Below are 22879 nucleotides of genomic sequence, written 5' to 3'. Positions count from 1 at the left end.
CAGATACAAAAAAGGCCAGTGGTAATCTCTTTAAGAGCGCCCACTGGCCTTTTTGTTTATATGGTTTTCATTCTAAAGCCTTAAGTACTCGAGTCATCAAGTCCTCAGTCACCACAATATCGTATTTAGAAATAGTATAGTAATTAAGCAATAGTCATTGGGAAGAAAGGAGTGTCCTGAAAACATCTGCACTGATTTCAGCCTAAATCGGCTAACAGGACGAACAACCACTTATCCAGTTATCTACCCGCTAACGCTTGTGCTGGTGCAATTTGGCTCGCCTTCCAAGCGGGATACAAAGTCGCGATTAAACTCATCACAAACGCCATCACAATCACCAGTACTGCATCCGAAACATGCAACTCAGACGGTAAAAAATCGACAAAGTAAACATCGGCCGAGAGCAGTTGAATACCGAGTAACTGCTCAACTGAGCTCGCAATCGCACTTAAATTCAGCGCCACACTCACGCCGATAATGCCGCCAAGACCACAGCCAAGCAGACCGTTTAACGCGCCCTGCACCATGAAAATCCCCATCACAGCCAAACGACTCAAGCCCATGGTCATCAAAATCGCAATTTCGGACGCTTTATCCCGCACCGCCATGACTAAGGTGGAGACGATGTTAAAGCAGGCCACACCAATCACCAACACTAAAACTAAATACATCACAGTACGAACTAACTGAATATCTTGATATAAATGCCCTTGAGTACGGGTCCAGTCACTGATATACACAGACTGCTTTTGCGCATAACCGAGTTCGCGCACTTTTACTGGTGCATCAAACACTTTATCGACGCTAATACGCACACCCGTTACACCGTTATTCATGTTCAAGATCTGCGCCGCGTATTGCAATGGAATATAAGCGGTTGTCAGTTCAAGCTCGCCGCCCAGATGATAGGTGCCTGACACCACAAAACGATGGCTCTTCGCAGCACGTAAACTACCTGCCGCGTCGGGATCGATATCCTGCACATATAAGGCCAGCGTATCACCCACCTCAAGCCCCAACTTAGTCAATAAACTCTCGCCAAGGACGATATGATTCTCATCTTGGCTCAGACTCTGCCAGCTTGCATCACTCATAAACTGTGACAAAGTTGAAACCTTCGTTTCTTCTTTCGGATCAATACCCACCACGGCTAAGCCTTGAAAACCACCTGGCTTCTGCACTAAACCTTGCATGCGGATAAAGGGGGCTGCACCACGAATACCTTCAATTTGTAGCGCACCTTGCGCAACACTCTGCCAATTGACGATAGGTTCGTCCACCCCGACAATGTCCGCCTGTGGCACTACACCCAGTAATCTTTGCTCTAGCTCTCGCTCAAAACCATTCATTGCAGACAGAACTATGATCAATACCGCCACACCTAAAGCGATACCGGCAGTCGATGCAAAGGAAATAAAACTAATAAAACTGTTGGATTGGCGGGCGCGATAAAAACGCCAACCAATGGATAGGGCTAACGGTCCTTTCATACTTGGGTTTCCGCCGCTAATTGCAAGTAACCGTTTTTCATCATCAGTTGGCGGTCCATACGGGCAGCCAATTTATGATCATGGGTCACCACCACAAACGCCGTACCTAACTGATCGGCCAGCTCGCGGATCAACTCATAAACCGCATCGCCGCTGTTGGCATCTAAGTTACCCGTAGGTTCATCGGCCAACACCAGCTTAGGTTGATTGATTAGCGCCCGCGCGATAGCGACGCGCTGACGCTCCCCTCCCGACAGCTCGGCGGGAATATGCGTCATACGATGCCCTAGCCCTACCCGCTCCAATAAGACTTTGGCATCGGCGAGCGCTTGTTTACGATCTTTACCTTGAATAAATGCCGGCATAGCGACGTTTTCTAGCGCAGTGAATTCAGGCAATAAATGATGGAATTGATAGATAAAGCCAAGATCTTGATTGCGGATCTGCGCTTGGCGTGCACTAGACATTTGGTATAAATCTTCGCCTAGCAACAAGACTTTGCCCGCGGTTGGCTCATCCAAAGTCCCCATAATATGCAGCAGTGTGCTCTTACCTGAGCCTGAGCTGCCGACAATCGCCAACTGCTCGCCCTTGAACACCTGCAAATCGACATTAGACAACACTTGCGTGGTCACGGCGCCATCATGGTAACTCTTACTGACACTCTGCACTTGCAGTAACACGTCTTGCATTGAAGTTCTCTCTTAAACATGCTTTGGCATCAATTTATTTCATTAAATCAATGCATTAAATTATTTTCATCTTGGCAAACCATCACTCACGGATGAATGCCCATGGGTGACTACTATTCATAAAAGCTCACGGGTTTACTCGTATCTCAGCGCAGTTGCGGGTTGCACACTGGCCGCACGCAGCGCGGGATATAAGGTCGCCAACAAGGTGACCAATAGTGTGCCTATCACGATCACTGACAACTGCATCAACTCCAGTTTTACTGGTAAACTCTGTCCCGCACCTAAAATCGAAATGCCTAATGTCGTCATAATGCCATTCAGATTCAAAGTGATAAGTATACCTACCGCGAGCCCAAGCACTAAACCAAGTACTGCATTGAGCGAACCCTGCACCACAAAAATGCCCATCACGGCGGGCGTGGTTACGCCTTGGGTTTTTAGCACTGCCACATCCGTGGTTTTATCGACCACCATCATCACCAGCGCCGAGACGATATTGAATGCGGCCACGGCCACAATCAGGCTCAGCATCAGTGACATCATGTTCTTTTCCATTTTTACCGCACCAAACAAGTGACCATAGGTATCACGCCAATCGCTGGTTGTTACCTTAATATCTTGTTTAGCGAGAACATCCTGCACTTTAGACGCTAAAGCGGGCGCGCTAAAGGGATCGGTTAAATAGAGTCTAAGCTGATCAATAGCCTCACTCGGTTGGCGCATCAAACGCTTTGCATCTTGATAATGGATATATGCAACGCCAGCATCAACCTGAGAGCCCATTTCAAAAATGCCAGATACCAAGAACTTACGTTGACTCGGCACTGGGCCTAATGGGGAGTACACCACACCATCGCCACTCAATAATCGTACCGTATCACCGGGAGCGACTTTGAGTTGCCGTGCGAGCTCAGATCCTAAAATCACCTTGAAGTCGCCACTCGCCAACTGTTCAAATGCACCTGAGTAAGTGTGCTGCGCAACGGAGGATAACTTTTGCGCTAATTCGGGAAACACCCCATAAACCTGCACAGCGCGAATATTCGACGCAGATTGCACCATGGCCTGCGTCGACACGCTCGGTGTAACGCCTAACACACCCGGTAAGGCTTTAAGCGCACTAGCCTGCTTTGTCCAATCGACTAACGGCGCTTCGCTATAAATAGTTAATTGCGGTACTGCACCTAAGATACGTTGCTTAAGTTGGCCTTCAAGGCCATTCATCACTGAGCTGACAACGATCAGGGCTGCAACGCCTAAAAAAATGCCCGACACGGCAAATAAGGTAATGAACGACGCGAACGCGTTCGCTTTTTTGGCCCGCCAATAACGGTAACCAATATAGAAAGGGAATCCTGGATTCATTGAAAGAGGGTTGCGTCCTGTGTGCTGAACTTGCTAAATCATGAAGATGGGCACGATAATAGGGGTATTGGTCCTATAAATAAAGAGGCAAGCCTTGTTCACTGACACCAATCCGTATTTTAGTGTGCCTCACCACTTTACCGCCTACCTAAGCCAATGGCCGAGTTCCCAGCCATTACCCTCAGAAATGGCACTGAGATCAATGCAATCATTAGGCATTCAACTGCTCAGCGAAGTCAAAACACTCGAAGCTAACTGCTTGCTACAGCTGCGCCATTTAGATAACGAGGCAAAAGTTGTCGTGGATTTTTTAAAGCTGCAATCCCGCAAAGTAGATCTAGTGCTGCAACATGTATTAGAAAAAGAAACCCAAGAGGGCGAAAAATGCTTTGGTAACCAATTTGGTGGCAGTGGCCTAAGATTACTCACCCCAACAGCCTTAGACATTGGCTCCCACTATAAAATCACTCTGTTTATTCACGACGAATTAGTTGCCATTCTCTGTTTTGGCAAAGTCATCGCCACTCAAGCACAAAAAATAGCACAAGCCGAAGGCGATATGAGTCGTAATGACAGTACAGAGCAACATACTCAACCTGAACATCTACAATGGCAAACCGACTTTGAATTCAGTCAAATTCTTGAATCTGACGTGGAACAATTAGTCAAAGCCAGCCTCAATGTGCAACAGAAACAACTCAAGTTACGCAAACTCGCCAGAGACGAGCGTCAATAGCCGCTGACTTTTCTCTGGCACCTACGCCATCAAGTCTCTACAATGTCTGCAACTCTTTGTGAATGAATCAGTTTATCGCACGCCAATGACTCACATATCAGCCCTAACGCCGCCAGCCGTCAAAAATGGCACACAAATTCAGACTCTGTCCACCGTGGGCGGCGTTTGCCAAGCCGTTACACTCGCCAATTTAGCGCGTCAACATAAGGGAACGACCTTAGTCGTCACCAGTGACACGCCAAGCGCCTTAAGCTTAGAGTTAGAGCTGAGTTATTTGCTCAGTAAAACAGGCATTAAGGTCAGATTATTCCCTGACCGCGAAACCTTGCCCTACGACAGTTTTTCGCCCCATCAGGATTTAATTTCCCAGCGACTCGAAACGCTATCGCAGCTGTCTCAGATTGAGCAAAATATCGTTATCGTGCCCGTCACCACCTTGATGATACGCCTGCCACCTAAGGCCTATTTAAGCGCCAACGTGTTTGTGCTCAAAAAGGGGGATAGCTACAAGTTACACGATGTACGCCAGCATTTAACCGACACTGGCTACCATTCGGTGGAGCAAGTGTATGAACATGGCGAGTTTGCCATTCGCGGTTCGATTCTGGATATCTTCCCAACGGGGATGAATATGCCACTGCGCATCGAGCTATTCGATGAAGAAGTGGAAACCATTCGCCATTTTGATCCAGAAACCCAACGCTCATTGCAACCTGTCGACTCAATTCGCCTATTGCCCGCGAAGGAATTCCCAACCGACAGTTCGGCCATCGAAGGTTTTAGGCAAAGATACCGCCGCCGTTTCGAGGTCATAGTCAAAGAGCCGGAATCGGTTTATCAGCTAGTGAGCCGTAACTTGATGCCGGCGGGGATCGAAAACTACCTGCCGCTATTTTTTGATGACACCGCCACCCTATTCGATTACTTGCCCAAGGACACTCAACTCGTCACCTTAGGCGATATCGAAAAGTCAGCTCGCGCCCATCTGCAAGAAGTCGAACATCGCTATCAAGACAGACGCGTCGATCCACTGCGGCCATTACTGGCGCCTAAAGAGCTGTATTTACTCATAGAAGAGTTATTTGCCGCCTTTAAACCGCTGCCACGTTATCAAATGCAAGTGCCAACAGATGGCATTGAAACAACGAAAGCGGTTGTTATTGCCGCCAGCACCCTGCCCGACATCAGCGCCAATCATAAATTAAAGCAACCGCTGCTAGCGCTGCAAGATTATGCCAGCAGCGCCAAACGCATGTTGTTTAGCGCCGAGTCCGAGGGTCGCCGCGAAGCGCTGCTTGAATTACTCGCTAAAATTCAGTTAAAACCTGCACTGTTTAACCATTTTGATGAATTTATTCAAAGTGATACCAAGTTAGGCCTTATCGTGTCGCCGCTGTCACGCGGTTGTTTGCTGCAGATCAGCGCCAAAGAAAGTATCAGTATCATTTGTGAGACTGAACTCTTCGGCCATCGTATTTCCCAGCAACGTCGGCGTGAAAAACAGCGTCAGATCAGTAATGATGCCCTGATTAAAAACTTGGCCGAACTCAAAGTTGGCCAGCCCATAGTGCATTTAGAGCACGGCGTTGCACTTTATAGGGGCTTAGTCACCCTAGATACGGGGGGACTGGTCGCAGAATACTTGCAATTAGAATACGCTGGCGGTGACAAACTGTATGTGCCAGTGTCTTCATTGCATCTCATCAGCCGTTACAGTGTTGGCGCCGATGAAGACGCCCACTTAAATAAACTCGGCAACGAGACGTGGGCTAAAGCCAAGAAAAAGGCGATTGAAAAAATCCGCGACGTCGCAGCCGAGCTGCTCGATGTCTATGCCCGTCGCCAAGCGCGTCCCGGCGAAAGCTGCGCAATTGACGAAGAAGAATACGCTCAATTCGCCCGCGGCTTCCCCTTCGAAGAAACCGTCGATCAAGAAAGCGCCATCATCGCCGTATTAGCCGATATGCAATCGCCGACCGCAATGGACAGATTAGTCTGTGGCGATGTGGGCTTTGGTAAAACCGAAGTCGCCATGCGCGCCGCCTTTGTGGCCGTCAACGCTGGCAAACAAGTGGTCGTGCTAGTTCCGACCACATTGCTTGCCCAGCAACACTATGAAAACTTTAAAGACAGATTTGCCGACTGGCCCGTGGTCACTGAAGTTATGTCACGCTTTCGTACCGCCAAAGAGCAGACTCAAGTGCTACAGCAATTGGAAGAAGGCAAAGTCGATATCGTTATAGGTACCCACAAGTTACTGCAATCTGAGGCCAAGTTTGAAAACTTAGGCCTATTGATTATCGACGAAGAACACAGATTTGGTGTGCGTCAAAAAGAGAAAATCAAGGCGCTGCGCGCCAACGTGGATATCTTAACCCTGACCGCAACGCCCATTCCGCGCACCTTAAACATGGCCATGTCGGGCATGCGCGATTTGTCGATTATCGCCACCCCGCCAGCCAAACGTTTAGCGGTGAAAACCTTTGTACGGGAATCGGATCCCGCGACTGTGCGCGAAGCCATTTTGCGGGAAATTCTCCGTGGCGGCCAAGTGTATTACCTGCACAATAATGTTGAAAGTATTGAGAAATGTGCCCAAGGCATTATCGATTTATTGCCTGAAGCGCGAGTCGTTGTTGCCCACGGTCAAATGCGTGAGCGCGATCTAGAACGGGTAATGTCAGACTTTTACCATCAAAGATTCAACGTGTTAGTCTGTACCACTATTATCGAAACTGGTATCGACGTCCCGAGTGCCAACACCATTATTATTGAGCGCGCCGATACCTTTGGTCTGGCACAGTTACACCAATTGCGTGGCCGCGTCGGGCGCTCGCATCATCAGGCCTACGCTTATTTGATGACGCCGCATCCCAAACGTATGACCCCAGATGCGCGCAAACGTTTAGAAGCTATTGATGCTCTTGAAGATCTCGGTGCGGGCTTTATGCTGGCGACCCAAGATTTAGAGATCCGCGGCGCAGGTGAACTCTTGGGCGATGAACAGAGTGGCCATATTTCGAAAATTGGTTTTAGCTTATACATGGAAATGCTCGAAGCGGCAGTCAAAGCCTTAAAACAAGGCAAAGAACCGTCACTGGCGCAAATGCTCAATCAGCAATGCGAAATTGAACTGCGTATCCCCGCCCTACTGCCTGAAGCCTATGTTAGCGACGTAAATATTCGTCTGTCGCTCTATAAACGCATCGCAGGTTGCGAAACACAGGCGGCGCTGGATGAGTTAAAAGTCGAATTGATCGACCGTTTTGGCTTATTACCTGAACCGACGCGCAACTTAATGGAAATGACCCTCTATAAACATGAGGCGACTCGCTTAGGTGCGACTAAAATAGAAGTGCACAGTAAAGGTGGCAGCATCGAATTTAGTGATGATCATGTCATAGATCCTGTGTTTATTATTGGATTACTCCAAAGCCAGCCACAAATCTATCGAATGGAAGGACCGAATAAGTTAAAGTTCAGCCTTGCAGCCGAAACCAGTAAAGACAGGCTCGCTTTAGTGAAACTCTTGCTAGAACAATTATCGCAACATCGTCTTGGAGATAAATAGTGTTACGTAAACTCGCGGTCTCTATCGCTACACTCATTGCACTATCACACAGTCAGGTCGTCCAAGCAGAAGCTTGGTTCGAGGTTGAAGTCTATGTGTTTGAACGCCAAAGTCAGTCAAGTGAACAATGGCCTGATGCGCCAAACAAGACGAAAACAGATAACGCAATAGACTTAATCTCCCCAGCTATCGCGCAAGCAATCACGCCGATACCCAGCGCATCTGCGCCTTGCACACTGGTATTTGATGCCGATGCAAATAGCCACTGCGCTGAAACCTTAAACGGTATCTCGACGTCAGAACCTATGCCTGCCGCGCCTGCGAGTGTGGAATATCGTTACCCGCCGGTGATCCCATCAGAAATCAGCAGCGCACAGATCAGTTATCCTACAGCCAATGGCAACCCAGTATTGTTAACCCGCAGCCAAAGTCAGTTCGCGAGCATTATCAATAGTATTTCCCGCGAACGTGGTACGCGCAGTTTACTGCACATGGCTTGGCAACAACCTATGCGTGGTAAGAGTGGCTCAGTACCCATACGCTTATTTGCGGGTAAAGATTTCTCAGGTACTTATCACTTCGATGGCAGAAAAATCATTAAGCAAGCTCAAGCAGAGCCTATGACTAATGCCGATGGCACGCCAATGCTTGCACCTGCTGTATCACCAGTATGGGAATTAGATGGCACACTGAATATCTATTTAAGCCACTATTTATATATTGAAACCGCATTGCACTTGCGCAAAGAAGGCAGAAAATTAATGCCAGCCGTACCCAGTGATGCGGCCGATACCAGCGCAACACTCACGGCGCCCAAAGTCATGACACCATTTTTAATGTCTGTGCCTTTGGAGCAAAACCGCCGTGTGAAGAGTGAAGAAATCCATTATTTAGATCATCCCGAAATGGGCATGGTGATCCAAATCCGCAAGATGGCGCAACCCAGTGCAATGCAAAATAATCAGAATGCCGAATCAATACAAACTGTTGGCCAATATTGAACAAACGCACAACCCGTACAATTCTTAAGTTAAAACGGTGCAGTTAAGTTAACACTGTACGTTTAAATTAAGACTGAACGATGGAGAAATCGAGGTAGATATCATCAGCCTCGTCTTCTCCTACCGTTACGGTTAATCCCTCAGTGCAAGGCACACCTACTTCGCACCAAGCAATTAAAGCATTAACAGCAATGTCACTGCCTTGGGCGAGTACTTCAACACTGCCATCGCGGCAATTGGTTACATATCCTGTCACACCAAGGGCTCTGGCCTTAGTCAAGGTCGCATGACGGCAACCAACACCTTGCACTTTTCCCGTCAAATTAATTAATACTCGCTTCATCTCACGCTCCTTTTTCACGGAACCTTGTTATAGAAATAAGCATAGCCGCAATTATCCAAAGGCTAAGTGTTAACCTATTGATTTGTAGAGCAAAAAACAAACAATATTTAAATTTAGGCAAAAAAAACAGCTAACAAGACTGCTGCTAGCTGTGTCGGGCGACATACGCAAAGGGATATCCAATAAATGGACAAATAAAACAGCAACTCTGTATCATTTTGTTACAAAATAGCAAGGGTCGCTACTTTACACAATAAATAATTATTTTCAAGAGTTTGAAAAGTAAAACTATCCATCCCGAATGAATATAATGCTTTTTGCTGAAAATCAGCTCGTACACCCATCTGCATTGTTCATGTTTAAAAACACCCCCTGTGATAGCCAAAGAAGTATAAAGGCGTGTTGACGTTTAACGCTGAGATTGTGTTTGTTCTGGCAAGTTAGTAAACGCGAAACGAGGGTTTGAGAAGTGAGCCCTCTAATGACAAGCGGCGCGTATGCCTGACGATAAAGCAAGGCAAGCAAACTAGATGCAAAAAAGCAAAAAACCGACCTAATTAGCCGGTTTTTGCTTGATTGTGTGGTTAGGTAATAAAGTGCTACTCGCTTATCATCTGACCATTTTGATAGCGATACTCGGATGAGGGTTCGCCATTAAAGTAATACACCGACCTGCCGTGCAGTTGATTATCAAGATACTCATCACTTTGCAGCAGGCTGCCATCTTCGTTAAAACTATAGCCTTTGCCTTGCAATTGACCTTGATCATCATACTGGGCCTGCCCTAATAAATGACCATTGGCGGAAAAGGCTTGCCAGTGACCCACTTCGTGTCCAGCTTTATAGTTGCCATGCCATAGCTTAACCATGCTGTAGCTGCTTTCATCTTGCAGCAGCCATTGGCCTTCGCGCTGACCGTTAACATACTGACCTTGGGCTTGCAGTTGTTTATCAAAGCCACGCAGTAAATACGCGCCATGTAACTTAGCGTTTTTATAAAACTCTCGACGCATTATCGTGCCATCGGCTGCGATTTCTGTTTGTTCACCACTCAGCTCACCTTGTTGGTTAAACTGCTCATTGCGCGTCGTATCCGCGTTTTTTGTGACCCACTTGCCGGACTTTAACCCTAAGTGATATTGGCCGATGACAAAGCCGCCGTCCTCGGCCTTATCTTCTCGATATGCACCGTGCATTTGACCTTTGCGGTAGTTTATCCGCCTGATATAACCGTTCCAACCAGCACCGATATACAAGCCATCGTATCGCCCCTTGAGTTGTTCATCACGTTCAATCAGCTCTCCTGCTGCATCAAAACGCTGACGTAAGCTCCAGTCTTTTGCTGTATCTTGCTGATATTGATAAGTTAACTTTCCCGCAGAATCGAAGCGCTGTTCAGTGCTGGTCTGACCTTTAGCGAGGTATTGCGTGTCGGTTTGGGTCGCAACGTTACCGGCATTATCATAGGTAATATGTTGAATTTCACGACCATCCTTATCATACTTTTGCAGCTCTGCTAACCGCCCTTGTTCATCAAAACGCTGCTGGTTTCCCACCTGTTTATCATGCTCATAGTGTTTAATCTCTTGCAGCACATCGGCAGCTCGGTAAATCAACACTTCGCCGTGTATTTTCCCCTTAAGATAAAACTCTTTAGTGTATAACCAGCCATCTTTTGTCCAATACAATCGCTCGCCTTCTCTTTTTCCCACCACCATATTAACGGTTTGCTCCGGCTGACCATTGTTATGAAAGCTTTCATATAGCCCTTCCATACCGTTAGCACCGTAGGTTACGCGTGTTTGCAACTGGCCATTGTTAAAATAACTTTGCGATAATCCTAATTCAGCGCCATTCACACGATGCTGAAGCTCCCTTAATTGACCATTAGTATGGTAACTTTTCTGATCTCCATGCAACTGGCCATGCTGGTAGTGGTACTCTCCCGAGAGCACTCCGTCTTCCCAATAATGCAGATGCGTGCCCTGATAGCGCCCTTGTGCATCGCTACTGCCCTTGCGAGACAGTTGACCATCGGGGTAGAAAAACTCGAAATCACCAACGATAAAACTCTCGGCTAAATTGGAACTGTTGACGCCGCCCTTAAAAACGGGTTTATCCGTCTCCAGATAAAAGAGTTGTAGCGGCCACACGCCATCTTTCTCTGTTGGTGCTTGCTCCTGATAATAAATGGCTTCACCAGGCACATCGCTAAGCCGCCATAGTTCGTCGAGTAAAATTCGCTCAGCCGACAGATTAAACGACATAAGTAGCGCAGATAATAGTAATAAGACTCTCATATTCTGCTCCTTAAGGTAACGCAGGGAATGTATTAACCCACTGTTTATTGACCGGTTCGCCGCTTATCGTCAGCTGCTCTATCTGTGCTGCGCGCCCCGCCAGTACAAACCAGCGTTCCTCACGTAATACTTGCTGCAACGGGCGCTGATAAAAATCACTGCTGTCACCTTGAATAGCAGGAGCTAGCTGTAAATTTTGCGCATTTAAAAAACGATAGCGCCGCATAAAGTCGGCCACGGTTTGACGGATATCAACATTCGGCAACTGAGTGATATCAATCAACCAGCTTTGCTCGGGTTGATACGCGAGCGCTTGCCATTTGGGAGTACCGGTACAGGCCAAAGTGCTGCTGACATTGATGTCGTAAAAATTGCGGCGGATCCCATCGGCGCTAGTCAGTTGATACAGCACAAACTTATCCAGCCCTCCACCAAAACCCGTGTTGTTAGTGTTAGTGCTTGTGTTTGTCCATTGCAGTGTGTGCCCGTTGACCTTAGGTGCATCGACAACACTGAGCGTACACACAGCTGCCTGCTCGGAAGTTAACAGCAAACTGACGCCGTATTTGGCCACGACTTGCGGCTCAAGTAAGGCGGGGTCTTCAGGTGCAGTAACTTGCGGCTGATTAACATAGGACGCATACATATCATCACTATAAAGCAGTTGTTGCTGCGCCGGCGGATAGGCGACATTTTGCGCGTAATCTTGAGTCGGAATAAAACGAATGTTCTTAGTCAGTTCACCACTGTCAACCACAGTATTCACATAGAGTGTCAGCGTCGGCGGCGCTGCGGGAAAGGTAAACAGTGTGATCGATTCATATTGTGCAGCTGAGGCCAACGCCACCATATTTTGCTCTGCGGGGGTTAACCAATCCGGCCCAGTGGGCGGCGGTGAAAGATATTTCACCATAGCGCCTTCGGCACCGTCAAAGCGTCGGTATAACCAAGATTTGTCAGTGCTGCCTCGTGATTTCAGCAAATAACTGAATGGTTTATCTGGGATTGGCGAGAGTTCCAGCTGTATATCTTCATACTGCAAGACCACAGTTTTACTGGGATCGGGGGTCAGGTTAAGTTTGACTAATTTCGCGCCGCGATAATGGGCAGTCGCGCGAAACTCAGCAACCTGAGCTAAGAGGTCATTCGGCGCATTCCAACCGATAAGCAAATTCTGCTGCTCAGACTGATGGAAACCATCCTGTTCTGGATAACTGTAACTGCCTACCTTGCTCAATTGCAGCGGCAGTACTGTGCCATCCGCACTGTGTGCTGTGATATCGGTTAAGTTAAACCCGCCTTCGGGTTTAAAACCTGAAAAGTCATACTGATAAGTCAGCTTTAATAAATCATCTTGCTGGTAAAAGTAGCCCGCATCATAGGCAAATACAGCATCTTGGGTTAAGGTCTTATTGACGTTATCCAACACAACGTCAGGTTGTTTTTGATACTCAAATACTGGGAAATCATAAAAACCTAAATGCTGTGTCAGATCGCCCAGCTGGCGCTCCTGCGGCAACATAATAACGTTGCTGCGCACTGTGCCCTTATAGCCGTAGCGCTCAAACGGCGCTTCTGCCACTAAGGCTAACTGCGCTAACCAACCCCGCTCACGTTCTAACATCAGCTGACCGTATATTTTGGCTTGCTCGCCGTCACTTTCAACTTTAACTAACACATGCGTATCAGTGACTTGCAATACAGTAAGCTTGGCATTGGCGTGGCCTTGATAGGTAGGAAGCGCGACAACCGCCCCCGCTTTGGCGGGTATGGTGCTAAGAAAGGCCGATGAGCTAAAGAGCTTTTTCAGTTCCTGCTCAAGCTCTGCGCCGCGTTCAGCCAACAGCGCCTGCCATACAGGTTTGTTCAATGCACTGAATTCTTTAACGCTGCCATCGTCTAGATTTAAAGAAAATTCAAACCCCTGCGAGAAAATAGCGTGCATTTCTGGATTACGATCGGCCCGCTGGCCACTACTGACGCCGCTCCCTTGGCCATCGCGCATGTTCATATAATCGACATGCACTTGAAACCGACTGTTTTTGCCTGTTTCGAGGACCTTATAACGCAGCAATTGATGTGACGTGGCGTTAACCGTTTCGGTACGACTACCATTGTCTACCGTGATGTTAGTGGTGCTATACAGCTGATACGAGCGCTCTTCCCCTTTTTCAGGTGTAAACTCAACATCAGCATCCCCAAAAGAACAGGCCGATAATAAACAGCATGCAACTACGCTAACCAAGTACTTCATGGTTATTCCTTGTATCTCAAACAAATAGTAAGCGCCGCATTATGCCCTTTCATACCCAGTAAATAAAATGCTTTGGCTATTTTGCCTGTCCAGCGCAACACCTGAGTGCGCGACTAAAACATCCTTTTTAGATAATCACTGTTGCAATAATGACAATCTTAGGTAAGTTCCCAATATCGAAGTATGTCCTAAATAGCTTATGCGCATTAAGCCTGTTTTATGTGAGTTAGAGCATGAGACACGTGTTAGTCCATTGACCAAAATTTAGTAAGGCTGCAAAGTAACTAAGAAAAAAATTATCTTCTAACGGTAAAGTAAACCAAGCAAATAATACAAGGATGTAAAATGGAAATTGACATCAAGCACTGCAACAACATTACTTCAGCTAAGATATTCATCGAAGCTAACAAGCTGAATATCAGATTTGCTCCGAATGGAACTGGGAAAAGTACCATTTCTAAGGCTATTCAATTTGCATCGGCTAAAAACGAGCAAGCATTAGCTGGATTATTGCCTTTTAAGTTTCGTAGTGAAAATCCAAACAAGATCAGACCTGAAGTCTTTGGAGTTGAAAATCTAAGCTGTATTTTATGCTTTAATGAAGAATACGTGAACAAATTTACCTTTCAACCCGATGAACTAGTGAGCAATAGCTTCGATATTTTTATTCGTTCTGATGCATATAACGAGAAAGAACGAGACATACGAGTCTTCACTAGTGCTGTTCAACAGCAGTTTGCTAATAATACTGAATTAGAAATGCTATTAACGAACTTAAAAGAACTAAGTGGTGCTTTCAAAGTCACCGCAGGCGGTGCTTTAGCTAAAAACTCTGTGGGTGCAAAAGCGCTTTCTAGTCCGAATAAAATTGATCATATTCCTCAAGGCTTGGAGCATTATCAACCGTTTATTCAAAGTGCTAAAAGTGTCACTTGGATTGATTGGCAAGCAAAGGGACATAAGGAGTTTTCTGAGTTATCTGACTCCTGCCCATTTTGCACCAGCGACTCGTCCGATAAAAAAGAGCAAATAGCAAAGGTAAGTCAAGAGTATGATAAGAACCTGATCAAAAATCTGGTCAGTATCATTGAAGTTATTAATAAACTAGGTGAGTTTTTTTCAGAACAAGCAAAAGCAAAATTAGATGTCATAAAATCACTTAAAGATGGACTAGAAAAAGAGCATGAAACCTTTATCGTGACTGTTAAGTCACAAATTGATGATATGGTGACTAAACTTGAGAAGCTTAAAAGTTTAACAGGATTTGACTTTAAAGAAGGTGATAATGTAGGAAAAAAATTACCAACTTATAAAATAGATCTTCAATTTTTTGAGACATTAAAATCAGATAAAACAACAGATACTATTACTGCCATTAACCAATCAATTGACTCACTTACCCAGCAAGCAGGTCCACTGCAAGGAAAAATCAATCAACAGCGGATTGAAATGGAGAGGTTGATTGAGAAACATCAAAAAGATATCAATGCATTCCTCACTTTTGCAGGTTATCGCTATAAGGTTGCCATTACTGGTGAAGGTGAGCAGTCTCAACTAAAATTAATGCATATTGACCATTCTGGTCATCTAAGTGGAGGTAGAGAACATTTAAGTTTCGGTGAGCGAAATGCTTTTTCAATCGTGCTATTTATGTATGAGTGTATTGCAAAAAAACCGGATCTAATCATATTGGATGACCCTATTTCCTCTTTTGACAAAAATAAAAAATATGCAATTTTGGAGATGTTATTTCGTAGAGATTCAGAGTACTGCCTAAAGAATAAAACAGTTTTAATGTTAACCCACGATGTTGAACCAATTATTGATACGCTTAAGTCGGTTAAAGGCCAATTCAGTAATCAGATAAGCGCTGCATATTTAAAATTGCAAGAAGGAGAAATCATTGAGCAGTCAATCAGGGGAGATGATATAAAAACGTTCATACAAATTTGCAACAACATTCTTTTATCTACACTTGATCCAATTATAAAACTTATATACTTACGCCGTCGTTATGAAGTACTCGGCGAGCTTGAAGATGCATATCAAGTCCTATCTAACTTATTCAAAAAACGCGCTATCCCTGAAGATCATAGAATTTCTAACAATGCAGAAGAACAAAGTTTGATTTTATCAACTCAATCCTTAAACGTAGGTATTGAAGAAATACTAAGAACAATTCCTGAACTGCCTGAAAACTATCAATTAATAGTTACTTTATTCAATGATAGAACACACATAAGAAATCTTTACATACAAAGCGATAACGGCTACGAAAAACTGCAATTAACCCGACTTTTACTTGATATTGACGATGTTAGGAACTCAGTTATTAAGAAGTTTATTAACGAAACTTATCATATTGAAAATGAATTTATTTTTCAGTTAGATCCGTCACGCTTTGATTTGATCCCAGAATATGTTGTGAATGAGTGTAACAAGTTTATTGCAGACATCCCTGCATAAAACATGCTATAAAAAACATGCAAAATGATCATTAATAAATAGCAATTAAAAACAAGGAGTGTCAAATGAGAAAAATACTCATCCAAGCAATAAATGAGCGCAGATACATTAGCTTTACATACAGTGGATTGCAGCGTGAAGCACAACCATCAGCTATTGGTACTTCTCGTGCAGGAAATCCTGTTCTTCGCTGTTATCAAACAGCAGGAGGCCACATAAAACCTGGACATGAATGGGATTTATGTGAATTAAGTAAGATTGTCGGTCTCCAGATTTTGGACAAGACATTTTCATCAAGCCCTAATGGTTATAAAAAGGGTGATAAAGGCATGTCTGAAATATTCGCAGAACTATAATTTAGCACTGTTACGTATAATATGTTGAACGCAGCCGCCTCTGGCGCGGCTGATTTTAGACGTTACTTTATAAAAGTATTAATCCGAAGAATATCAAATCGTGCTTATCCTCAAATGCGCTTTTATCAAAAAATATGCTCTGCAAGTTTTTAGCCTTAACAAAATGTTTTTTTCTAAAGCATCTCTAACTAGATTTTAAAATAGTGGCTACATAACCAATTGAAATAACGAATACGGTAATTATTAGTGTTAGATCTAGTCTTTAAAACCTACAGGTTACGCAAGCGCTCGAAAGGTGAGCCATGGTGATTGGCGAGACGACCGTCCGCCCCATGGACGGGTCGGTCGAGCATCCACGGACGGACTGGCTGCGAGTCGGTGAGTCAATGCCATGGCAAGCCTGTGCAAGTAGATACCAGCCAACGCTAATCCCCTAAAAACAAAACCAAAAGTCGCAGCCACTCGAGACTACTTTCCTACACATTTCAGTCCAAAACCAATACAGTCGATTTTATAATCTAGAGCCCTCAATATTCCCTACTGAAATATATACCCATAGTCACAATGTGCGCGGTTTGAAGTACGAAAGCCAAAACCATAAGGTGGAATAGCCGATGAGATAAATCCACTCCCCTCTTAAATATAAAAAGAGGAGTGATACTTTTATTCAATCGATATCAATCAAGCCAACTTAAAGGCTTTTATTTTGGGCAGATGGGCAGCGAGTTGGGGGAATTTGTGGGGTTGAACGTCATCCCAATCAATCGAATAATAGGCGCTTAATTCACTGGCGAGTTGCTGATTATCGAACATCTCATCATTAACCGAAAATATACACATGGCCTTGTGGGTATTCTTTTCACGAAATTGCGACACGCACTTATTGGCAATGTCGGCATATTCTTCTGGGCGATCGATCTTGCCCTGCATATTATTTTCTGGGTGTAAATTAGGATTAATCAGCACTGATTTAAGACCATTCAAAAATCCAATCCGTTCGGCCCAATAAGCGCCGAGTCCCACGCCAACCATTAACGGCGCGGGATCGTCACTATGCTGCATTTGCTTGGCGACTTCCTTAAGCAAGTGTTGCATGTCGTGCTTAGGGTGCAAGGTGCTGTAACTGATCAAACGCACATCAGGGTCAATAAATTGCAACTGACGCATTTTTTCGTGATTACCTGGGCTAGTAGCATCAAATCCATGAAGATAGAAAATCATATCAAGACCTTTTAATCATTTTTAATCACAGTGAATTAACTAACCCTAGCAAAAGAGTGATCTCACACCTTGCGCTACATCAAACTTTCGCCTGTTGAACCAAACAAATTTGCTCGGCAAGCTGCTTGGCATTTTCCCAACGGGCCGTATTATCGAGCGCCGCTGCCGTTTGCGCGGCATTGGGTTTAAGTAAACTCGCAGGATACTGTGGCGCGCTCGCAGGCCAAGTAAAGCCATCGAGTAGCGACATTACGCCCGCATTATCATTACACACTAAAATCATGTCGCAACCTGCGGCTAAGGCGGCGCTGGCCCTTGCACGGTAATCGCCCGCAAACCCTGCGCCTTGCATGCCGAGATCGTCAGAGAAAATCACCCCGTTAAAGCCGAGTTCTTTGCGTAGCACTTGTTTTAACCAGTATTCAGAGAAGCCCGCAGAGTTGGGGTCGACTTTAGGGTAAACCACGTGCGCGGGCATAACGCCTAATAACTTTTCTTTTGCGATCAATTCTTTAAACGGTAGGATATCCTTTGCAAAAATCGCCTCGGCATCGCGATCATCAATGGGTTTCTCGTAGTGCGAATCCGCCACTACACTGCCGTGTCCGGGGAAATGTTTACCCACGGCGCCCATGCCAGCTGCGGCCATGCCAGCAATAAAGCTTTCGGCCAGTGTAATGACCTCGGTGGGCTCAGGGCTAAAGCTGCGTTTACCTATGACTTGGCTTACACCGTTTAAGTCCAACACGGGCGCGAAACTTAAGTCGATATCGCAAGCCAGTAATTCAATCGCCATCAAGAAACCGAGCTCACAGGCCCAACGCTTGGCCAATACCATATCGCCCTTTGCTGCGGGTAAAATGTCGCCCATGGCGGGAATAATAGTAAAACCATCACGGAAACGTTGTACTCGGCCACCCTCATGATCAACGGCAATTAATATTTCTGGGCGGATTTGGCGTATCTGTTGTACCAGACGGATCAACTGATCACGGCTCGAAAAATTGCGGGAAAATAGGATTAAACCACCGACCTGTGGATGGCGTAGCATCTCAGATTCAGCCTCACTGACGTCCAACGACAGTAAATCCAACATTAAATAGCTCATACTTCTCCCTAAAAATATTCATTAATACTCAAAAAATAACCACTCAAGCCATAAGTAGTCCACGCTCACAAAAAAGCTAAAAAAAGCGAGCCACCTACCCTTGTAGCGCTATCGAAGCCTGTATTCTTGGCCATAAAATGGCCTGTAAAAAAGTCCCAATTAAGTTCAGCTTATCCGAACTATTACGAATAAAAAAAACTAATGTGAATTGTCACACTAATCTATGGGATACTGGCGTTAGAGTATCACACAAGCAGATTTCGCATGAAAGAACGCCGCCAGTGACCAGAGTACACGCGCAAGATTAGCGTGCTTCAATCTGCAGAGCGAGCAATCCCATGCACTCAGACTAAAATAATAAACAAGACACAACAGGACTTCTATCATGATTAGCGTATTTGACATGTTCAAGATCGGCATAGGTCCATCGAGTTCACATACCGTCGGCCCAATGAAAGCGGGCAAAATCTTTATGCAAAACCTGACTGACTCAGGACTCGTGACCCAGATTGATGAATTAAGAGCCGAACTCTTTGGATCCCTCGGCCAAACAGGCAAAGGCCACGGCACGGGCAAAGCAGTGATTTTAGGCTTAATGGGCGAAGATCCCGAAACAGTGGACACTGACAGTATCGACGGCATTTTAGAACACGTCTCCAAGGACGAAACCTTAACGCTGCACTGTGGCAAAGTGGTTAAGTTTACCCGTGAGCAAGGCATTACCTATCACAGACGCAAAACGCTACCTGCGCATGCTAACGCCATGACCTTGTACGCTTACTGTAAAGGGGAATGTATTTTTGATCGCACTTACTACTCAGTGGGTGGCGGCTTTATTTTAGATGAAGATGAAATTAGCCAACGTAATGCATCGCCAGCCTCACAAATTGAATCGGCTCCTTTTGATTTTGTGAGTGCGGCTCATTTACTGGAATTATGCGGAGAACAAGGTCTCAGCATTTCTTCTTTGATGATGGCGAACGAACTGAGTTTAGCCACTGAAGATGAAGTCAAAGCCAAGCTGTGGAATATTTGGCAGACGATGAAAACCTGTATCGAACGCGGTTATCAGAAGGAAGGTATTTTACCTGGCGGCCTAAAACTACGTCGTCGTGCTCCTGCACTGTACCGTCGTTTGAAAGCCGAAGGCCGTAACAATGTCGATCCATTAACCGCTATGGATTGGGTCGATTTATTCGCACTGTCGGTCAACGAGCAAAATGCGGCCGGTGATCGCGTCGTCACTGCGCCAACAAACGGTGCTGCGGGAATTATTCCTGCCGTATTATGCTATTACGATACCTTCGTACAAGAAGTGGATATCGATGTCTGCGCCCGTTATTTATTAACTGCCGCTGCAATTGGTATTTTGTACAAGAAAAATGCCTCAATTTCGGGCGCCGAAGTCGGTTGCCAAGGTGAAGTGGGTGTGGCCTGTTCTATGGCCGCTGGCGCACTGACTGAGATCATGGGCGGTACGGTTGAGCACGTTGAAAACGCGGCTGAAATCGGCATGGAACATAACTTAGGTCTAACCTGCGATCCTGTGGGCGGCCTAGTGCAAGTGCCTTGTATCGAACGTAATGCCATGGGCGCGATTAAAGCGATTAACGCCTCTCGTATGGCCCTGCGTGGCGACGGTAACCATAAGGTTTCACTGGATAAAGTGATCAAAACCATGATGGATACAGGCAAAGACATGCGCAGTAAATACAAAGAAACCGCCAAAGGTGGTTTAGCGGTCAACATTGTTGAGTGCTAAGTGCTGAGTGTTAATTCACTTTCGCTAATTGCTTAAATCGCACCATAAAAAATGCCATAACTCAGTGAGTTGCGGCATTTTTGTTTTAGCGCATCGACGTGACTGCCGAATCGGCTATTTATGGCTTAAAGTACAAGCTATGGAACTTAAGGTGCTCTTCAATAAAGCTCGCGATGAAGTAGTAGCTGTGATCGTACCCCGCTTGCATCCGCACATCCAAGGGATAACCCTTGGTATGGGCGATATCCACCAGCGATTGTGGCATCAATTGGGTATCTAAAAAGCTGTCAGCTTCACCTTGGTCAATCAGTACTGGCACTTCGCTAATCGCGAGCTTAAGCAACTCGCAGGCATCATACTGGCGCCAATGTTCACGATTTTCACCTAAATACTCACTAAAGGCTTTAATGCCCCAAGGTGCATTACTTGGATTAGAAATCGGGCTAAAGGCCGAAATTGAGCTATATCTGTGTGGATTACTCAGACCAATCACCAAAGCACCATGACCGCCCATTGAATGGCCGGAGATGGCGCGCTGGGTAGTGACAGGAAAATGCGCTTCAATCAAGGTAGGCAACTCATGGACTATGTAATCGTACATCTTGTAATGACGATTCCAAGGCGCTTTTGTCGCATTGAGATAAAAACCCGCGCCTAAGCCTAAATCGTAAGCTTTATCCGCCGCATCGGGCACATCGTCACCGCGAGGACTGGTATCAGGGGCGACAATCGCCATCCCAAGTACCGCTGCCATGCGCTGTGCCCCTGCCTTCTGCATAAAGTTTTCATCGGTACAGGTTAGACCTGAAAGCCAATACAGCACAGGCACAGGTTTATTCACCGCCTCAGGCGGCAGATAAATGGCAAAGCGCATCTCGCAGTTTAACGACTGAGATTGATGGCGATACTGCTTATGCCAACCACCGAAACTCTTGTTACAACTGATATTTTCTATGGTCATACAAGTCCTTTTAAGCTCAACGTCATCAGTTTAAAGTGCGAAACCGCTTATTTATCAAAATGGATCACGCTGCGGATGCTCTTTCCTTCGTGCATTAGCTCGAACGCTTCATTGATTTGCTCCAGTCCCATAGTATGGGTGATAAAATCATCGAGCTTAAATTCACCCGCCAAGTAACGCTCAACAATCTGTGGTAACTCTGAGCGCCCTTTCACACCGCCAAAGGCAGAACCGCGCCACACTCGGCCAGTAACCAGTTGGAATGGACGGGTTGAAATCTCTTGACCAGCACCGGCAACACCGATGATCACCGACTCGCCCCAGCCCTTATGACAACACTCTAAGGCGCTGCGCATCACGTTGACATTGCCGATGCACTCAAAGGAGTAATCCACGCCGCCATCGGTCATTTCGACAATCACCTCTTGGATTGGCTTATCCAGCAATTTTGGGTTGATGCAGTCGGTCGCGCCGAGTTTCTTGGCTAACTCGAACTTAGACTCGTTGATATCGATGGCAATAATGCGGCTAGCTTTCGCCATAGTCGCACCGATAATCGCCGATAAACCGATACCGCCGAGGCCGAAAATCGCCACGGTCGCGCCTTCCTCCACTTTGGCCGTGTTCATCACAGCGCCCATACCTGTGGTTACGCCGCAACCTAGTAAACAAATTTCTTCTAATGGCGCGCTCTTATTGACTTTAGCCAATGAGATTTCAGGTAACACGGTATATTCAGAGAAGGTCGAGCAGCCCATGTAATGGAAAATAGGCTTGCCATCGAGATAAAAACGCGTGGTGCCATCGGGCATTAAGCCTTTACCTTGGGTCGCACGAATTTTTTGGCACAGGTTAGTCTTGCCCGATAGGCAGAACTTACATTCGCCGCACTCTGGGGTATAGAGTGGGATCACATGATCGCCCACTTGTACGCTGGTCACGCCCTCGCCCACTTGCTCAACGATACCGCCGCCTTCATGGCCTAAAATCGCGGGGAATACCCCTTCTGGATCGTCACCACTCAGGGTAAACGCATCCGTGTGACACACGCCCGTGGCCACAATGCGCACTAGGACTTCACCCGCTTTAGGTAACATCACATCCACTTCTTCAATCTTAAGCGGTTGTCCTGGGCCCCACGCAACGGCGGCCTTTGATTTAATAAACTGCGGTTTTTCGTTCGACATTGTTAGCGTCCTTTCGTAGGTAATATGAATAAGTCATTGGTATGTACTCGATTCTACTCAGGC

The 22879-nt window shown here is 46.0% G+C and carries 16 protein-coding genes; 6 read left to right on the top strand and 10 right to left on the bottom strand.

Translation table 11 applies throughout. The annotated features are described in order from the left end of the window. Positions 1 to 239: 239 nt before the first annotated feature. The 3 genes from lolE to HUB64_RS09255 form a co-directional block, all read right to left on the bottom strand. Positions 240 to 1490, bottom strand: a complete 1251-nt coding sequence (gene lolE, locus HUB64_RS09265; protein ID WP_173244645.1) for a lipoprotein-releasing ABC transporter permease subunit LolE — start codon at positions 1488 to 1490, stop codon at positions 240 to 242. Next, complete coding sequence (gene lolD, locus HUB64_RS09260; RefSeq protein ID WP_173244642.1) at positions 1487 to 2182, bottom strand: lipoprotein-releasing ABC transporter ATP-binding protein LolD; 696 nt, start codon at positions 2180 to 2182, stop codon at positions 1487 to 1489. Before lolD ends, lolE begins: the two co-directional genes overlap by 4 nt. Positions 2183 to 2317: 135 nt before the next feature. Beyond that, positions 2318 to 3550, bottom strand: a complete 1233-nt coding sequence (locus HUB64_RS09255) for a lipoprotein-releasing ABC transporter permease subunit (RefSeq protein ID WP_105252622.1) — start codon at positions 3548 to 3550, stop codon at positions 2318 to 2320. Positions 3551 to 3644: 94 nt separating this feature from the next. Between HUB64_RS09255 and HUB64_RS09250 the strand changes: the two genes are divergently transcribed. The 3 genes from HUB64_RS09250 (at position 3645) to HUB64_RS09240 (ending at position 8858) form a co-directional block, all read left to right on the top strand. After that, a complete protein-coding gene (locus HUB64_RS09250) occupies positions 3645 to 4286 on the top strand; it encodes a hypothetical protein (protein WP_168827490.1) in 642 nt (213 codons plus the stop codon). 85 nt (positions 4287 to 4371) lie between these two features. Beyond that, positions 4372 to 7857 (top strand): transcription-repair coupling factor, encoded by a 3486-nt coding sequence (gene mfd, locus HUB64_RS09245; RefSeq protein ID WP_173496854.1) that lies wholly within the window; start codon positions 4372 to 4374, stop codon positions 7855 to 7857. Beyond that, positions 7857 to 8858 (top strand): peptidoglycan binding protein CsiV, encoded by a 1002-nt coding sequence (locus HUB64_RS09240; protein WP_173496853.1) that lies wholly within the window; start codon positions 7857 to 7859, stop codon positions 8856 to 8858. Before mfd ends, HUB64_RS09240 begins: the two co-directional genes overlap by 1 nt. Before the next feature lie 67 nt (positions 8859 to 8925). Here HUB64_RS09240 and HUB64_RS09235 read toward each other — a convergent pair whose 3' ends face one another. From HUB64_RS09235 to HUB64_RS09225, 3 genes are all read right to left on the bottom strand, one after another. Then, on the bottom strand, positions 8926 to 9201 hold the full coding sequence (locus tag HUB64_RS09235; protein ID WP_028759808.1) for an acylphosphatase: 276 nt from the start codon (positions 9199 to 9201) through the stop codon (positions 8926 to 8928). 599 nt (positions 9202 to 9800) lie between these two features. Continuing rightward, a complete protein-coding gene (locus HUB64_RS09230) occupies positions 9801 to 11501 on the bottom strand; it encodes a toxin-antitoxin system YwqK family antitoxin (protein WP_173496852.1) in 1701 nt (566 codons plus the stop codon). A gap of 10 nt (positions 11502 to 11511) precedes the next feature. Beyond that, a complete protein-coding gene (locus tag HUB64_RS09225) occupies positions 11512 to 13755 on the bottom strand; it encodes a hypothetical protein (RefSeq protein ID WP_173496851.1) in 2244 nt (747 codons plus the stop codon). Positions 13756 to 14100: 345 nt separating this feature from the next. Here HUB64_RS09225 and HUB64_RS09220 point away from each other — a divergent pair, with 345 nt between their 5' ends. Together HUB64_RS09220 and HUB64_RS09215 are read left to right on the top strand one after the other, a co-directional pair. Continuing rightward, entirely contained in the window at positions 14101 to 16221 is a 2121-nt protein-coding gene (locus tag HUB64_RS09220) for an AAA family ATPase (protein ID WP_173496850.1), read from the top strand. A gap of 65 nt (positions 16222 to 16286) precedes the next feature. Beyond that, a complete protein-coding gene (locus tag HUB64_RS09215; RefSeq protein WP_173496849.1) occupies positions 16287 to 16577 on the top strand; it encodes a hypothetical protein in 291 nt (96 codons plus the stop codon). A 681-nt stretch (positions 16578 to 17258) separates the two neighbouring features. Here HUB64_RS09215 and ycfP read toward each other — a convergent pair. Together ycfP and nagZ are read right to left on the bottom strand one after the other, a co-directional pair. After that, complete coding sequence (gene ycfP / locus HUB64_RS09210; protein WP_028759796.1) at positions 17259 to 17798, bottom strand: alpha/beta hydrolase YcfP; 540 nt, start codon at positions 17796 to 17798, stop codon at positions 17259 to 17261. 79 nt (positions 17799 to 17877) lie between these two features. Further along, positions 17878 to 18906 (bottom strand): beta-N-acetylhexosaminidase, encoded by a 1029-nt coding sequence (nagZ, locus tag HUB64_RS09205; protein WP_173496848.1) that lies wholly within the window; start codon positions 18904 to 18906, stop codon positions 17878 to 17880. A 385-nt stretch (positions 18907 to 19291) separates the two neighbouring features. On the opposite strand from nagZ, the gene HUB64_RS09200 reads away from it, so the two are divergent. Continuing rightward, positions 19292 to 20668 (top strand): L-serine ammonia-lyase, encoded by a 1377-nt coding sequence (locus tag HUB64_RS09200; RefSeq protein ID WP_131524458.1) that lies wholly within the window; start codon positions 19292 to 19294, stop codon positions 20666 to 20668. A 118-nt stretch (positions 20669 to 20786) separates the two neighbouring features. Here the strand turns inward: HUB64_RS09200 and fghA are convergent, their stop codons facing one another. Together fghA and HUB64_RS09190 are read right to left on the bottom strand one after the other, a co-directional pair. Next, positions 20787 to 21629 (bottom strand): S-formylglutathione hydrolase, encoded by an 843-nt coding sequence (gene fghA, locus HUB64_RS09195; protein ID WP_028759793.1) that lies wholly within the window; start codon positions 21627 to 21629, stop codon positions 20787 to 20789. Positions 21630 to 21676: 47 nt separating this feature from the next. Next, positions 21677 to 22816, bottom strand: coding sequence for an S-(hydroxymethyl)glutathione dehydrogenase/class III alcohol dehydrogenase (locus tag HUB64_RS09190; RefSeq protein ID WP_173496847.1), 1140 nt, complete (start codon positions 22814 to 22816; stop codon positions 21677 to 21679). Positions 22817 to 22879 lie beyond the last annotated feature (63 nt).

It is taken from the genome of Shewanella sp. ISTPL2, assembly GCF_013283205.1.
In the GTDB taxonomy this organism is placed as follows: domain Bacteria; phylum Pseudomonadota; class Gammaproteobacteria; order Enterobacterales; family Shewanellaceae; genus Shewanella; species Shewanella oncorhynchi.
This window is presented reverse-complemented; position numbering and strand designations above follow the sequence as displayed.